Source organism: Micromonospora parva (assembly GCF_000718515.1).
In the GTDB taxonomy this organism is placed as follows: Bacteria; Actinomycetota; Actinomycetes; order Mycobacteriales; family Micromonosporaceae; genus Micromonospora; species Micromonospora parva.
The window spans coordinates 23,271-37,622 of the sequence record NZ_JNZS01000002.1; the positions used below are offsets into that span (position 1 = coordinate 23,271).

A 14,352-nucleotide genomic window follows, 5' to 3' on the forward strand; every position below is an offset into this window, starting at 1 on the left:
CACCGGGCCGTTCGGAGCCCGACCCGCGAATGAGCGTGATGCCACAGCGGCATCGTGATGCCGCTGTGGCATCACGATGTTCGGGCCACCGCCAGCCGGCACGGTCACCGACGGTGAGCCACGCCGGCCGTCCCCACCGATGCCGGAGTGCCGCTCACCAGAGCGGGCGGACCGCTCCGACCGGCACCCCGCCGCCGAAGAGCGGCACCTCTTCGTACTCGGCCAGCACCGGGGCGTCCACGCCGAGTCGGCGCAGCGCGGAGACCAGCACCGGCATCCGCGCCCGGTCGGCGCCGTCGTCGATCTTCAACGCGACGGCGCCGACGCCCGGCACCGCCACGGCGATCACACCCTCCGCGCCGACCTTGGCCAGCAGTCCCGGAACACCACGCATCAGCCGGGTGTCGTCGGCCTGGGTGCCACCCACGATCTCCGGGTACGCCCGCATCGCGTCGGCCACGGCGCGCGGCACCGAGCCCGGCTCGGCGTCGACCAGCCGCAGGTACGCCCCGGCCAGGCCGGTCAGCGACACGGCGAGCACCGGGGCGCCGCAGCCGTCGACCCCCACCGCCGCCGCCTGCTCGCCGGTGAACTCCTCGATGGCGGCCCGCAACCGCTGCTGCAGCGGGTGCTCCGGCCGCCAGTAGCCGTCCCGCGGCCAACCGGCCGCCTCACAGGTCAGCAGCATCCCGCTGTGCTTGCCGGAGCAGTTCATCTGCACCCGACTCGGGCCGCCACCGGCGCGCAGCACCGCCTCCCGGGCTGCGGCGCCCACCGGCAGGTCGGGCGGGCAGTGCAGCGCCGACTCGTCCAGCCCCGCGCGCTCCAGCAGCGCACCGACCCGGGCCAGGTGGAATTCCTCGCCCGCGTGACTCGCCGAGACCAGCGCCATGTCGGCCGGGTCGCTCAACGCCAGGCCGGCCCGGAGCATCCCGATCGCCTGCATCGGCTTGCTGGCCGAACGGGGAAAGATCGGCGAGACCACGTCCCCGGCGGACGCCACCGCGACACCGGCGGCGTCCAGCACCACCACCGAGCCGCGGTGCGCACCCTCCACGAACCCGGACCGGACCACCTCGGCGAGCGGCGCGCCGCCCTCGTACGTCTTCGTCACGCGGTGGACGGTACCGACGGTCCGGGGGTGCCCGGCACCGGGGTGACCAGGACATCCACCGCCCGGGTGACAGGGGCGCGGGACAGACCCGGCCTTACAGCCCGAGCAGCTCGCGGGCCTCGGTGGTGGTCAGCGGCGGACGCTGGGCGAGCTGGGCGAAACCCACCGCGCGGGCGACCAGCTGCATGTTGGACTCCACCGGGCGACCCTTCGCGTACGTCACCGTGTCCTCCATGCCGACGCGCAGATGCCCACCCGTCGACAGCGAGGCCAGCAGGACCGGAATCGTGCTGCGGCCGATGCCGGTGGCCGAGAACGTGGTGCCCTCGGGCAGGTCCCGCAGCATCCGGTGGGCCGCGACCAGGGTTTCCGTGGTGCCCGGCATGCCACCCGGCACACCCATCACGAAGTCGACGTGCACGTGCCCGCCGGCCGGCAGCCCGTACTTGCCGAGCAACCGCTGCAACGCCGACAGGTGGCCGAGGTCGAAGATCTCGTACTCCGGCACGATCCCGCGTTCCTGCATCCGGGTGTGCAGGTCGACGATGAACTCCCAGCGGTTGAGGAAGACGTCGTCGCCGAAGTTGACAGTGCCCATGGTGCAGGAGGCCATGTCCGGACGGGCGTCGAGGACGGCGAGCCGGGCGGCCTCCGGGTCCATCACCGCACCGCCGGTGGAGAGCTGCACGATCAGGTCGGTGCCCTCCCGCAGCGCCGCCACCGTGTCGGCCAGCCGCACCGGGTCCAGCGTCGGCCGGGCCTCGTCGTCGCGGATGTGGACGTGGATCACGGCGGCGCCGAGCGCCTCGCACTCCTTGGCGGTGAGCAGCAACTCGTCGAGGGTCACCGGCAGCGCCGGCACCTCCGCCTTGGCCGACTCAGCGCCGGTCGGGGCCACCGTGATCAACGTCCCTGTTGTCATGCCGGCGATCCTAGACGGCCCGGTCAGGACGGGTCGATCGCCGCCGCCGTCTCGCCGATCAGCAACGCGGCGTCGTCCGGCACGTTGCGCTTCAGCACCGCGAGGGCGACCTGGCCCAGCTCGTGGTGCAGCACGGCGGTGCCGACGAAGCCGACGGCCCGGCCGTCGAGGGTCACCGGCGTACCGGCCACCGGCGGCTGATCGGTGGTCACCCCGTCCAGATGCAGCAGTACGAGGCGACGCGGCGGCCGACCCAGGTTGTGCACCCGCGCCACCGTCTCCTGCCCCCGGTAACAACCCTTGTCCAGGTGCACCGCCGGGGCGATCAGGTCGACCTCGGCCGGGATGGTCCGATGGTCGGTGTCCACCCCGACCCGCGGCTGCCGGGCGGCCACCCGGATCGCCTCGTACGCCCAGAGCCCCGCGACCGGCACGCCGGCGCCGCGCAACTCCGCCACCACCTGGTCCATCGCCGACCGGGGCACCAGCAGGTCCACCCCGAGCGGGCCACGTCGGGCCCAGCCGCCGATCGGCAGCGGTTTCACGTCGTACCGAGCGCCGGCCCGCTGTGGCACGGCACCGTGCGGAAATTTCGGACCCGGCACCGCGACCACGTCCGGCGCGGCCAGCCCGGTCACGCCCAACGTGCCGAGCGCCTCCATGGCCGCCGGCCCGACCAGCGACAACAGCGCCCGCTCGGCCGTCGCGTCGCGTGGTTCGACCTTGCTGAAGAACCGCATCTTCTCCAGGTAGGTCAGCAGGCCCTCGGTGGCGCCGGGCTCGGTGTCCAGCCAGGTGGTCTCGCCGTCCTCGGCGACCATGGCGTGCTGCTCGACGTGGCCGTGCGGCGACAGCACCAGCAACTCGGTGCCGTCACCGGCGGAGAGGGCGCTCAGGTGCTGCGAGGTGATCGTGTGCAGCCAGCCGGCCCGGTCCTCCCCGGGCACCGCGATGACCCCTCGATGCGACCGGTCGACCAGACCGACAGCGGTGTCGAGGGTGCGCTGCTCACGCAGCGGGTCACCGTAGTGCGCGGCCACTCCCCGCACGCCGGCCGCGACGTGCGCCGGATCCGGCTGGTCGCGGCTGGCCTCGTCGATGCTCTCGACGGCCACCGCGCCCGCGATGTCGATCATTTGTCGTCCCCGTTCTCGCAGCGTACGCAGACGCCGAAGAGTGACACGTGCCCGATGTCCACCCGGAACCCCCGTTGCGCGGCCAACTGGTCGGCGAGGGGGCGCAGCAGCTCCGGATCGATCTCGTCGATCGCGCCACACTCCCGGCAGACCAGATGGACGTGTTGGTGCTCACCGGCCGCGTGATAGGTCGGCGAGCCGTGCGACAGGTGCGTGTGGGTGACCAGGCCGAGCCGTTCCAGCAGCTCAAGCGTGCGGTAGATGGTGGTGATGTTGACGCCGGCGGCGACCTCCCGCACCGCGGTGTGCACCTGCTCCGGGGTGGCGTGGCCCAGATCGAGCACCGCCTGGAGGACGAGCTGCCGCTGGGCCGTCAGCCGCAGTCCACGGGACCGCAGCATTTCCGCGAGGGAGGATTCGGACACCGTCCGATCATAGTTCGGCAATCGCGGCCGCTCCTGCCTGCGACGGCCCGCCGCTACGCTCGACGGTCATGGTGACGCCACCCGTCGGCACGGCCCCGACCGCAGCGAGTGCCCGGATCGCTGTTCTCGGTCGGGGTCTCGTCCCGGCCGACGAACCCGTCCTGCGCGCCGACGACCTGGGTGTCCTGCACGGCGACGGCCTCTTCGAGTCAATGCACCTGCGCCAGGGCCGGCCGTGGCTGCGCGACGAGCACCTGGCCCGGCTGGCCACGGCGGCAGCCGCCGTCGACCTTGAGCTGCCCCCCGTCGACGCGCTCATCGACCTGCTCGACACCGTGCGCGCGGGCTGGCCGGCGACGGTGGAGGGCGCGCTACGGCTGGTCTGCACCCGAGGCTCGGAGGCCGGCGGCCCACCGACCGTCTACGCCACAGTGAACCCGGTGCCGGCGTCCTCCCAGGCGGCTCGACGCAACGGGATCACCGTGGCGATCCTGCCGCTGGGGGTGCCCGCCGACGCGCGCACCGGGCTCGACTGGCTACCGGCCGGGATCAAATCCACCTCGTACGCGGTCAACAGCGCCGCCCGCCGCTGGGCCCGCCGGGCTGGCGTGGACGACGTGCTCTGGGTCTCGTCCGATGGGTACGCGCTGGAGGGACCCATCGCCAACGTGGTGTGGCTCACCGGCGACACGCTCTGCACCGTGCCCGCCGCCACCACCGGCATCCTGCCCGGCACCACCGCCGCCTGGCTGCTCGCCCACGCCGACGAGCTGGGCCTGGACGGTTCCGAACGGATGGTCACGCCGGCCGAGCTGCACGCCGCCGACGGGGTCTGGTTCAGCTCATCGGTGCGCGGGCTCGCCGAGGTGCGGATGCTGGACGGGGTGCGCCGGGAGCACTGCCCGCGCACCCCCGCCCTGCACGCCCTGCTCGGTTTCCCCGTCGACTGAGCGTCAGCCGCCGACCCGGACCAGCCGGGCGGAGAGGTGCGGGCTGAGCCCGTGGCCCATGGCGGCCATCTCCTGGGCGTAGAGCAACGCACCCTCGACGATGCCGAAGAGCCGGTGGCCGCCGGTGACCTCCTTGGCGGTCGGAGTCCGGATTACCGCGTCGGTGGCGAACTCGACCTGCGTGCCGGTGCGCTTTCCCAGGTGCAGCTCCATCACCCCGGTCGGGGTGGTCAGCAGCGCCTCCAGCTCGTCGGTCGCCCGCCCGTCCACCAGCACCGGACGCCACCAGCCGACCTCGCGACCGGCCGGACGGACCGGCCTGCTCTGCTCGTCGAGGATCCAGGCACGGGACTCGTAGTGCAGGAACGGCCGGCCGTCGTGGCTGATCCGGATCTCCTGCGCGTAGTCGAAATCCTCGATGGTGGGGAAGCCGCCCTTGCCCCGGCCGCGCCACAGCCCGATGTACGGCAGCAGGGCGTCGAGCGCGGGGTGCAGCTTCGGCCCGACCCGCAGGTCGTGGCTCTCCTCGAACGGGTACTCCTCGACCGGCGGCGCGTTCAGCCACGGCGGCTGCAGCGGATTCTCGTCGCTCACCAGCGTCCTCTCGAAATGCGTACGGCAAGGTAGACCAGGCCACCGGCGAGCCCGCCCAGGCCAGCGACCAGCAGGCTGACAAACCCGATCTCGGTAACCATCCCGGCCATCCTATGCTGGGCCACATGGCCCGCACTCTCGTCGTCAAGGCCACCGCGGGGGCTGACGCCCCGGAGCGGTGCGCACAGGCATTCACCGTCGCCGCGACGGCGGTCGCGGCCGGGGTGGATGTCTCACTCTGGTTGACCGGTGAGTCGACCTGGTTCGCAGTGCCCGGTCGCGCCCAGCAGTTCGACCTGCCGCACTCCGCACCGCTGGCCGAGTTGTTGCACGTCATCCTGACCAGCGGCCGGGTGACCGCCTGCACGCAGTGCGCGGCGCGACGGGAGATCGGCCCGGACGACGTACTCCCCGGGGTCCGGATCGCCGGTGCCGCGGTCTTCGTCGAGGAAGCGCTGGCCGAGGGCGCGCAGGCGCTCGTCTACTGACCGCACGGCGGCGGTGGGTCGATCCGAGCGGAGTGCCGATACCGACCCGACATCTCGGACAGCTGCCTACGATTCGGATGTGACCGAGGCGGCGGAGAGGTTCTTCGAAGCGCTGCCGTCGCGTGCCCCGGAGATCCTGGGCGGCCTGGCCGACGGCACCCTCCAGATCGACCTCGGCGACAACCACCGCACCGAACACTGGCTGGTCCGGATGCGGCCCGGGTCCGTGCGGGTCAGCCGCGAGCGTGGCCCGGCCGACGCGATCTGGTACAGCAGCGCCGCCCTCTTCGACCGGCTGATCTCCGGGGAGGCCCAGGGGATCGCGGCGGTGCTGCGCAACGAGAGCACCTTCAGCGGAAACGTGGTGCTCTTCCTCGCCTTCCGGCGGTTCTTTCCGGACCCGCCCGGCACCCGCGACCCCCGCGAAACGGCCCGCCGAGCAGCCGGGCGACAACGGTGAGAGACCTCGTCAGCATCCTGGACGGCAACACCTTCCTGGTCAGCGACCGACGTGGCGACATCGAGCCGTCCTACGACTTTCCCACCGGGCTGTTCTCCTTCGACACCCGCTTCCTGTCCACCTGGGTGCTCACCCTGGACGGCGAACGGCTGCACGCCCTCTCCGTCGACGACTCCGAGTCGTACCGCACCACGTTCTTCCTCGCCCCCGGCGAACCCACCCACTACCTGGACGCGAAGGCGTCGGTGATCCGCAGCCGGGCGATAGTGGGCAGCTTCGAGGAGGAGCTGACCGTGCTGAACCACCTCGGCGCGGAGGTCGAGTGCACCCTCCGCATCGAGGTCGGGGCCGACTTCGCCGACCTGTTCGAGATCAAGAACGCTCGGCAGAAGCGGGGTCGGACCACCATCACTGTCGGCGAGAACGAGCTGCGGCTGGCCTACCGACGGGAGGAGTTCCACCGGGAGATGGTGCTCCGGACCACCGCGCCGGCCCGGATCGACGAGACCGGGATGACCTTCCGGATCCGGATCGCCCGCAACGGCAGGTGGAGCACCCGGCTGCACGTGTCCAGCGTCGTCTTCGGGGCCCGCAGCCAGGACATCAGAGCCACCCTCCCGTACGGCGGCAGCCGCAGCGCGGACGCCATCCGGGCCGAACAGCAGGAGCTGATCGACCGGGCGCCGAAGCTCGGCTGCGACTGCGAGCCGCTGGCCGGGGCGTACCGGCGCAGCCTCAACGACCTGGCCGCGCTGCGCTACGAGTCGATCGCCCTGGGCGTGCGGCTGATCGCCGCCGGGCTGCCGTGGTTCATGACCCTGTTCGGCCGGGACAGCATCATCACCTCGTTGCAGGTGTTGCCGTTCCTGCCGGAGCTGGTCCCGCCGACCATCCTGATGCTGGCCGGGCTCCAGGGTCACCGGGTGGACGACTTCCGGGACGAGGAACCCGGCAAGATCCTGCACGAGCTGCGGTACGGCGAGACCGCCGGCTTCGAGGAGCAGCCCCACTCGCCGTACTACGGGTCGGCCGACTCGACACCGCTGTTCATCATCCTGCTCGACGAGTACGAGCTGTGGACCGGTGACTCCGCCCTCGTTCGCAAGCTGGAGTCGCAGGTCCGCGCGGCGTTGAAGTGGATCGACACCTACGGTGACCTGCTCGGCACGGGCTACCTCTGGTACCAGACCCGCAACCCGGAGACCGGCCTGCAGAACCAGTGCTGGAAGGACTCCTGGGACGCCATCTCGTACGCCGACGGCCAACTGCCCGGCTTCCCCCGGGCCACCTGTGAGCTGCAGGGCTACGCGTACGACGCGAAGATCCGGGCCGCCCGGCTGGCCCGGAAGTTCTGGAACGACCCGGAGTTCGCCGACACGTTGGAGCGGGAGGCCGCCGACCTGAAACAGCGGTTCGACCGCGACTTCTGGATCCCCGAGCGGGAGCACTACGCGCTCGCGCTGGACGCCGACGGCCGCCAGGTGGACGCGCTGACCTCGAACATCGGGCACCTGCTGTGGAGCGGCATCGTGGACGAGTCACGTGCCGGCAAGGTGGTCGAGCACCTGCTCGGGCCGCGCCTGTTCTCCGGCTGGGGGGTGCGGACGCTCGCCGCCGACGAGGGGCGGTACAACCCGATCGGCTACCACGTGGGCACGGTCTGGCCGTTCGACAACTCGATCATCGCCTGGGGGTTGTGGCGGTACGGCTTCCGGGACGAGGCCGGGCTGATCTGCGAGACGATGCTGGCCGCGTCCCGGTACTTCGGGGGGCGGCTGCCGGAGGCGTTCGCCGGCTACGCCCGCGACCTCACCAACTATCCGGTGGAGTACCCGACCGCGTGCAGCCCGCAGGCCTGGTCCACGGGCACCCCGCTGCTGCTGCTGCGGGTGATGCTGGGGTTGGAGCCGCAGGGCGAACACCTGATCATCGACCCGGCCGTGCCATCGGGGATGGGCCGCGTCGAGCTGTTGGACATTCCCGGGCGGTGGGGCACTGTCGACGCGTTGGGCCGCAGCCGCGACCCGGAGGAACGGCCGGGCGGGGGCTGACCCGGCCCGGCTGCCGGCTCAGCCCGGGCAGCCGACGGTGGCGGCCAGCCGGGTGGCGTCCGGGCCGATCTCGGCGAGCACCGTGACGGCACCGGTGCGGTACGCGTACACCGGGGGTTGGTCCACCAGTGGGGCGTTGCCGGCCAGCGGGGCGAGTGCGGCCGTCGAGGCCGCCGGACCGGGACCGTTGGCGGACCGCGCGGTACGGGCGAACCCGCCACCCGGGCAGGGCGCGGTGACCAGCTCCGGCGCGGTGTCGCCCGGCCGGTCGAGTGCCAGCAGCGCGGCGCTCAGCGCGGCGGTCTCCGGGCCGGCGGCGGTGGCCGGGGCCGGAGAGTAGCCGGTGCCGACCGGCCGGCAACCGGTGTCGACGACCAGTCGCACCCGGCCGTCACCTGTCGGCCGCCCCTCGACGGCCACGAACTCTCCGGCGTCGGCGCGCAGCTCGGGGCCGTCCACTCCGGTCCAGACCCCGGCCCGCCAGCTGGCCGGCAGCCGTTCGGCGATGCCGGACAGCACGGCCCGCTCGTCGCCGGTGGCCGCGAGCACACCGACCTCACGTCGCAGCCTCGCCCCGTCGGCGAACGGGGTGACCCGGCAGCCGGACGCGATCCGCGCCGGACCCAGCTCCAGCAGACCCGCGGCACCGGCCGCGAGGGCCAGCTCGCCGACCGCCCGGTCGACCACCGGGCCGGCCTGGTCGAGGGACCGCTGTTCGCGCACCGTTGGCGGGTCGTCCCGCACCGACACCCAGGTGAGCCCGGCCAGCAACACCGCCCAGGCCACGGTCACGACCAGCAGCCACCGCCGCCGCGACCCGGCTGGTGCCGGCGCGGCGGGGCCGGCCGAGGAGGCCCAACCCGTCTGGACAGCACCGCTCACCCGGTCATGGTGTCACGGGCCCGCCGCCGGGCCGGCGGCGGAGCCGGTCGGCACTGCCGGGCGACGGCGGGTCAGTGGTCGTTGCGCCGCGGCGGCCGGTCGAGCCGGTAGCCGACCCCTCGTACGGTGTGCACCTGCGGTCCACCCGGCAGGCCCCGCAACCGGCGACGAAGCCGTTTGATCGTGGACCGCAGCGCGGTGGTGTCAGCGCCACCCAGCGCGGCGGCACAGAGCTGTTCGTAGCTCCACACCACCAGCGGCGGGCCGATGAGCAGGGCGAGCAGCTCGCGTTCGGCCGGGGTCAGCGGGACCGGGTCGCCGCGCCAGGTGACCCGGTGTCCGGCCCGGTCGACGACGAGCCCACCCCATTCGACCAGGCCGCGCGCCTTGGCGCGCGGATCGACCGGCACCAGGCCCGCCGACGACGACAGCAGCTCACGCAGCTCGGCCAGGTCGGCGCAGCTGCGCACCGGGGCGAGCCCGTCGAGTTGGCTCAGCACCCGCTGCCGCATCGACCTGTCGGTGCCCACGAAGAGGACGATGGGGACCCCTTCGTCGGACACGCCACTTTCATCCCTGAATTCCACCAGAAGATAGTGACGCATGCCGATGGATTTCGGCACCCGCCCCGGCGCGTCGACGGGACACGACCGGGGCCGGCCACCCCCGGGAGGGTGACCGGCCCCGATCGATCAGAGCAGTGGGTCAGGCGACGGTGACGGCAACCTCGTTGACACCCCGGCCGGCGGTGACCGCGGTGTCGCCGTTGCCGTGCCGGGACAACGCCCGCAGCGTCCACGAGCCCGGCGCGGCGAAGAACCGGAACTGCCCAGCGGCCGAGGTGACCACCTCGGCGGTGAACTCACCGGTCGAGTCGAGCAGCCGGACGTACGCCCCCGGCACCGGCTCGGCCTCGGCGGAACGGACGACACCGGTGATGACGGTTTCCTTCTCCAGGTCCAGGCTGGCCGGCAGCGGCGCGGCCTGGTCCGGTGCGGCGCAGCCCGCAGCGGTGGGAAGAGTCATGATCAGGCCTCCCCGGGTTCGTCGCCGAGCGCCACCGGCACACCGACCAGCGAGCCGTACTCGGTCCAGGAGCCGTCGTAGTTCTTGACGTTGCGGTGACCCAGCAGCTCCTGGAGCACGAACCAGGTGTGCGACGAGCGCTCACCGATCCGGCAGTACGCGATGGTCTCCTTGCCGTCGTCGAGCCCCGCGTCGCCGTAGATCTTGCGCAGCTCGTCGTCGGACCGGAAGGTGCCGTCCTCGTTGGCCGCCTTGGACCACGGCACGCTGATCGCGGTGGGGATGTGGCCGGCCCGCTGCGCCTGCTCCTGCGGCAGGTGGGCGGGGGCGAGCAGGCGACCGGCGAACTCGTCGGGGCTGCGCACGTCGACCAGGTTCTTGGTGCCGATCGCGGCGACGACCTCGTCCCGGAAGGCCCGGATGGAGGTGTCCGGCTCCTGCGCGACGTACTGCGTCGCCGGGCGGGACACCTGGTCGGTCACGAGCGGGCGGGCGTCCAGCTCCCACTTCTTGCGACCGCCGTCGAGCAGCTTCACGTCGCGGTGGCCGTAGAGCTTGAAGTACCAGTACGCGTACGCGGCGAACCAGTTGTTGTTGCCGCCGTAGAGGACCACGACGTCGTCGTTGCTGATGCCCCGCTCGGAGAGCAGCGCCTCGAACTGCGTCTTGTTGACGAAGTCCCGGCGGACCTGGTCCTGAAGGTCGGTCTTCCAGTCAATCTTGATGGCGCCGGCGATGTGGCCGGTGTCGTAGGCCGAGGTGTCCTCGTCGACCTCGACGAAGACGACGCCCGGGGCGTCGAGGTTCTTCTCGGCCCACTCGGCCGAAACGAGTGCGGTGTCGCGACTCATCGAATCACTCCCTGGTGAGGATGGATGGTGAGCCAACGCGCGCGAATCGGTTGACGTATCTGTCGCACCACGCGCGGGACCCAGCTGAAGGACGGGATCACGGGTTCGTGCGACGGCGCCGCTGCCGGGCGTTCGGTGGGATAACCGGAGGGTGCGAGAACCCTGTGCCGGTGGCCGCCGTCAGGCGGCCGGAGACAGCCCCGCCGTCAGATGACGGGGCGACACAGGCAGGTGGCCACGCGGCACAGGTCGACCGCGCGCCGTTTGGTGAGGTGGGTCCCCATGGCCAGGGAGCCTACCAGCCAGTGACCGAGCTGCCACTCAGCCGACCACCATCCGGGAATCGACGGGCCTGCCAAGGATTTCGGCGTCCCACCGCGCCTCCGGCGTCAGCCGACCGAGTTGATCGGCACGTTCTTCGCGTCGGCGGTGACCGCCAGCCCTTCCGGCAGTGGACGGACCTCCCGGACGGCGAGTTGGAACGGCAGTTCCGGAAGCGGCACGTCGATGGAGATGCTCTTGGCGTAGTTGCTCAGGAACGCACGGGCCAGCGGCAGGTTCGGCAGACCCGCGGCGTCCAGGTCGTTGAAGCGCAGCGCGACCGCGCCGTTGTCGGCGACGGTGACGTCGGCGGTGCCGCTGATGGTGAGCCGCTGACCGAGGATGTCGGCCGGGGCCGTGACGGCGAGCTTGCCGTTCTGCTCGCCGAGGGTGAGCCCTGGGCGGTTCAGCAACGCGGCCAGACTCTCGTAGCTGATCGTGCCAGCGCCGTTGACGGTGTCCGCCACGATGTCGCCCTGGCCGGTGCGCAGGGTGTCCAGCGAGGCCCGCACGTCACGGGCGGTCACGTCCAGCACCGGCAGCCGGACGGCGTCGCCCTCGACCGAGGCCTGCACGTCCCGCAGGTTGATGGTGATCCGCTGGTAACGGCCATCGAGCACCTGGGTGAGGAACGGGACTCCGCCCACCTCCACCTCAGGGGCGGCGGACTGGGCGCCCTGCTTGGCGATCTCCTGCCGCACCCGGTCGGCGATGGTCCGCTCGGCAACCCCGACCGCCACCCGGTCGGCGACCACCAGCAACCCCGCCAGCAGCAGGAGCAGAACGAACAGCCCGATGAGCAGCTTGCGGCCACGCCGTCGGGGTCGCGCCTCGTCCACCGGATAGTCCCGCGCCACGCCGCCTCCTGTCTCCGCCCGTCGCGCCGCGACGGGGCGTTCGTACCGACGCCGCAGGGCGGCGCACCCGTAGGTACCCGACCGGCTCCGCGCTCAACCGTGACTCAGAGGAAGAGCATGCACATGGCGTACGCGGCGGGCGCCGCCAGAGCGAAGCCACCGAGTGGACCCTGCATGTGCCGGGCCACCCACATCGTGGGCGGTTCACCGGCCATCAACCGGCCCGCCTCCGCGTACCCCACGGCGAGGTCGGAGAGGACGGCGGTGACCGCCGCGACCAGGCCGATCACGGCGGCCCGGGTTGGCGTGAAGGGGGTTACCAGGTAGCTGCCGAGCAGGGCGCTGGTCAGCGTGCCGACCATCGCGCCGGCCACCACGCCGGCGGCACCCCGGGGCACCTGCGGGGCCAGCCGCGGCCACGGCAGGACGGCGTCGGTGAGCCGGGCGACGGTGAGCGCGACACCGCTCGCGGTCAGGCAGACGGTGATCGCCTGGGTGCCGGCCGGGATGCGGCTGAGCACGATCAGGGTGCCGAGGGCCACCACCCCGACCACGATGAGCAGGGTGGCACCGAGTGAGTCGGTGACCCGGACCCGGTCGACCCGGCGGACCAGCTGGCCGAGCACCGCGGCGAGGAACCCGCCGACGGCCAGGTATCCCAGCGGTGCCAGGCCGGCGACGTCGGTCCGCACCGCGGCGGTGTCGGCCAGCGCCGCGACCACGGCGCTGATCCCGGCGACCACCAGCAACGCCGGCGGGCGCATGGCCATCGTCCAGGCGAGCACGAACAGCAGTTGGACGCCGAAGACGATGGCGGCGAACGGCAGTCGATGGCCGGGGCCCGACGTCTGCGCGCCGAGCACCAGGCCGACGCCGAGCAGCGCGGCGAAGCCGGCGATGGTCAGCGCCAGTTGGCGGTGCACCTCGACCGGGGGGATGACCTCCTCTTCCGGCTCGTCGACCTCGTCTTCGGATCGGCGGGCCGGCTCACCGGAGCGACGGGCCCGGCGGGGCCCACCCCGTTCGCGGCGATCGCCGTCGGTGGTGGCCGGACCGGTACGCGGCGCGGGCGGTTGGCCGCGCGTCGGTGCGGCGGCCGGGCCCGGTTGGGACCCAGCGGGCCACGATTCACGGCCGGCCTCGGGCGAGGTGGAGGGAAACACGACCCGATCGTGCCAGACCGACCGCCCGCCGCGGTGGTCACGGGTTTCAGCGACGTTAAAAACCAGGCCACGATCAGGGGCAAGATAGACAAACAGGATTTGGCCTGACGGTGCGGCCGAGGCGATCAGTTACGCTCAACGCGTTACCCGCCCGTCAGCGACGCCGGGACCACGCAATTTCTCAGCGCACTCCCCGACGAGTGCGACTGGTCGCGTGCGGCCTCGCGCCGCCGGGACGGAGGTGATCGTGGAGATCCTGCTGCTGGTGACCGCACGTGCAGGGGAACCGTCGGCTGTGCTGCCGGCACTCGACCTGCTGCCGCACTCGGTCCGCACCGCGCCGCGCGACGTTCGCACCCTGGTCGCGGGCCCGAGCCCGGACGCGGTGATGGTGGACGCCCGATCGGAGTTGAGCGAGGCCCGGGCGACCTGCCGGATGCTGCACGCCACCGGGCTCGGCGTGCCGCTGGTCGCGGTGGTGACCGAGGCCGGTCTGATCGCGCTCAACGCCGACTGGGGCGTCGACGACGTCATCCTCGCCTCGGCCGGCCCCGCCGAGGTCGAGGCGCGGCTGCGGCTGGCGGTGGGCCGGCTCAGCAACGCGACCGCCGGCGCGGGCGGCTCGATCCGGGCCGGCGAGTTGACCATCGATCCGGACACCTACGCGGCGAAGCTCAAGGGTCGCCCGCTCGACCTCACCTACAAGGAGTTCGAGCTGCTGAAGTTCCTGGCCCAGCACCCGGGTCGGGTGTTCACCCGCGACCAGCTCCTGCGCGAGGTCTGGGGCTACGACTACTTCGGCGGCACCCGCACGGTGGACGTGCACGTCCGGCGACTGCGCGCCAAGCTCGGCTCGGAGTACGAGTCGATGATCGGCACCGTCCGCCAGGTCGGCTACAAGTTCGTCGTTCCGCCGTCGCGGTCGCTTCCCGAGGCGGAGCACGCCCCAGTGCCGGTCTGATTCCCGGACCACCCCGGGCGATTTCCCATATGCCCCTTTTGCGCAGCTTGGCGGCTCTATTCTGACTGCCGGGTTTGTCGGAGAAAGGGGCGATGGTGCGCGCACTGAACACGGGGGCGACGGGCCGGCGTGACCGGCGGGCCGGGCGGAA

Annotated in this window: 18 protein-coding genes; 5 read left to right on the top strand and 13 right to left on the bottom strand. The window is 72.3% G+C overall.

What is annotated here, in order from left to right; all coding sequences use genetic code 11:
* Positions 1–154 precede the first annotated feature (154 nt).
* From IF22_RS0101775 to IF22_RS0101790, 4 genes are all read right to left on the bottom strand, one after another.
* Positions 155–1,114: an asparaginase gene (locus IF22_RS0101775; protein ID WP_030327758.1), complete on the bottom strand. Its 960-nt coding sequence runs from the start codon at positions 1,112–1,114 to the stop codon at positions 155–157.
* A 94-nt stretch (positions 1,115–1,208) separates the two neighbouring features.
* The gene (locus IF22_RS0101780) at positions 1,209–2,036 is read right to left on the bottom strand and encodes a beta-keto acid cleavage family enzyme (protein ID WP_030327759.1); all 828 of its coding nucleotides are present in this window, start codon (positions 2,034–2,036) and stop codon (positions 1,209–1,211) included.
* A gap of 23 nt (positions 2,037–2,059) precedes the next feature.
* The gene (gene ygfZ / locus IF22_RS0101785) at positions 2,060–3,172 is read right to left on the bottom strand and encodes a CAF17-like 4Fe-4S cluster assembly/insertion protein YgfZ (RefSeq protein ID WP_030327760.1); all 1,113 of its coding nucleotides are present in this window, start codon (positions 3,170–3,172) and stop codon (positions 2,060–2,062) included.
* On the bottom strand, positions 3,169–3,597 hold the full coding sequence (locus tag IF22_RS0101790; protein ID WP_030327761.1) for a Fur family transcriptional regulator: 429 nt from the start codon (positions 3,595–3,597) through the stop codon (positions 3,169–3,171). The genes ygfZ and IF22_RS0101790 overlap by 4 nt, the downstream gene beginning before the upstream one ends.
* Before the next feature lie 68 nt (positions 3,598–3,665).
* Between IF22_RS0101790 and IF22_RS0101795 the strand changes: the two genes are divergently transcribed.
* Positions 3,666–4,547 carry an aminotransferase class IV gene (locus IF22_RS0101795; protein WP_051708108.1) on the top strand — a complete coding sequence of 294 codons (882 nt, stop codon included), beginning with the start codon at positions 3,666–3,668 and terminating at the stop codon, positions 4,545–4,547.
* Between the two features lie 3 nt (positions 4,548–4,550).
* Here IF22_RS0101795 and IF22_RS0101800 read toward each other — a convergent pair whose 3' ends face one another.
* A complete protein-coding gene (locus IF22_RS0101800; RefSeq protein WP_030327763.1) occupies positions 4,551–5,141 on the bottom strand; it encodes a heme-binding beta-barrel domain-containing protein in 591 nt (196 codons plus the stop codon).
* Positions 5,138–5,242: a small membrane protein MtfM gene (gene mtfM, locus IF22_RS36115; protein ID WP_030327764.1), complete on the bottom strand. Its 105-nt coding sequence runs from the start codon at positions 5,240–5,242 to the stop codon at positions 5,138–5,140. The genes IF22_RS0101800 and mtfM overlap by 4 nt, the downstream gene beginning before the upstream one ends.
* Before the next feature lie 12 nt (positions 5,243–5,254).
* Here mtfM and IF22_RS0101810 point away from each other — a divergent pair, with 12 nt between their 5' ends.
* The 3 genes from IF22_RS0101810 (at position 5,255) to IF22_RS0101820 (ending at position 8,140) form a co-directional block, all read left to right on the top strand.
* Complete coding sequence (locus IF22_RS0101810; RefSeq protein ID WP_030327765.1) at positions 5,255–5,629, top strand: DsrE family protein; 375 nt, start codon at positions 5,255–5,257, stop codon at positions 5,627–5,629.
* Between the two features lie 79 nt (positions 5,630–5,708).
* Positions 5,709–6,089: an SCP2 sterol-binding domain-containing protein gene (locus tag IF22_RS0101815; RefSeq protein ID WP_030327766.1), complete on the top strand. Its 381-nt coding sequence runs from the start codon at positions 5,709–5,711 to the stop codon at positions 6,087–6,089.
* Positions 6,086–8,140, top strand: coding sequence for an amylo-alpha-1,6-glucosidase (locus tag IF22_RS0101820; protein ID WP_030327767.1), 2,055 nt, complete (start codon positions 6,086–6,088; stop codon positions 8,138–8,140). Before IF22_RS0101815 ends, IF22_RS0101820 begins: the two co-directional genes overlap by 4 nt.
* An 18-nt stretch (positions 8,141–8,158) precedes the next feature.
* Here IF22_RS0101820 and IF22_RS0101825 read toward each other — a convergent pair whose 3' ends face one another.
* The 7 genes from IF22_RS0101825 to IF22_RS0101850 all read right to left on the bottom strand — a co-directional run bounded on the left by IF22_RS0101825 (position 8,159) and on the right by IF22_RS0101850 (position 13,240).
* Complete coding sequence (locus tag IF22_RS0101825; RefSeq protein WP_030327768.1) at positions 8,159–9,022, bottom strand: hypothetical protein; 864 nt, start codon at positions 9,020–9,022, stop codon at positions 8,159–8,161.
* Between the two features lie 71 nt (positions 9,023–9,093).
* Complete coding sequence (locus IF22_RS0101830) at positions 9,094–9,534, bottom strand: winged helix-turn-helix domain-containing protein (RefSeq protein ID WP_425339836.1); 441 nt, start codon at positions 9,532–9,534, stop codon at positions 9,094–9,096.
* Between the two features lie 193 nt (positions 9,535–9,727).
* A complete protein-coding gene (locus tag IF22_RS0101835; RefSeq protein ID WP_030327770.1) occupies positions 9,728–10,048 on the bottom strand; it encodes a DUF1416 domain-containing protein in 321 nt (106 codons plus the stop codon).
* A 2-nt stretch (positions 10,049–10,050) separates the two neighbouring features.
* Positions 10,051–10,899, bottom strand: coding sequence for a sulfurtransferase (locus IF22_RS0101840; protein ID WP_030327771.1), 849 nt, complete (start codon positions 10,897–10,899; stop codon positions 10,051–10,053).
* A 206-nt stretch (positions 10,900–11,105) separates the two neighbouring features.
* Complete coding sequence (locus tag IF22_RS36270; protein ID WP_310503780.1) at positions 11,106–11,183, bottom strand: Ms5788A family Cys-rich leader peptide; 78 nt, start codon at positions 11,181–11,183, stop codon at positions 11,106–11,108.
* Between the two features lie 105 nt (positions 11,184–11,288).
* The gene (locus IF22_RS0101845; RefSeq protein WP_030327772.1) at positions 11,289–12,077 is read right to left on the bottom strand and encodes an LmeA family phospholipid-binding protein; all 789 of its coding nucleotides are present in this window, start codon (positions 12,075–12,077) and stop codon (positions 11,289–11,291) included.
* A 104-nt stretch (positions 12,078–12,181) separates the two neighbouring features.
* Entirely contained in the window at positions 12,182–13,240 is a 1,059-nt protein-coding gene (locus tag IF22_RS0101850; protein ID WP_030327773.1) for a hypothetical protein, read from the bottom strand.
* Between the two features lie 241 nt (positions 13,241–13,481).
* Between IF22_RS0101850 and IF22_RS0101855 the strand changes: the two genes are divergently transcribed.
* Positions 13,482–14,201, top strand: a complete 720-nt coding sequence (locus IF22_RS0101855) for a winged helix-turn-helix transcriptional regulator (RefSeq protein ID WP_209444464.1) — start codon at positions 13,482–13,484, stop codon at positions 14,199–14,201.
* The last annotated feature ends 151 nt before the right edge of the window (positions 14,202–14,352 follow it).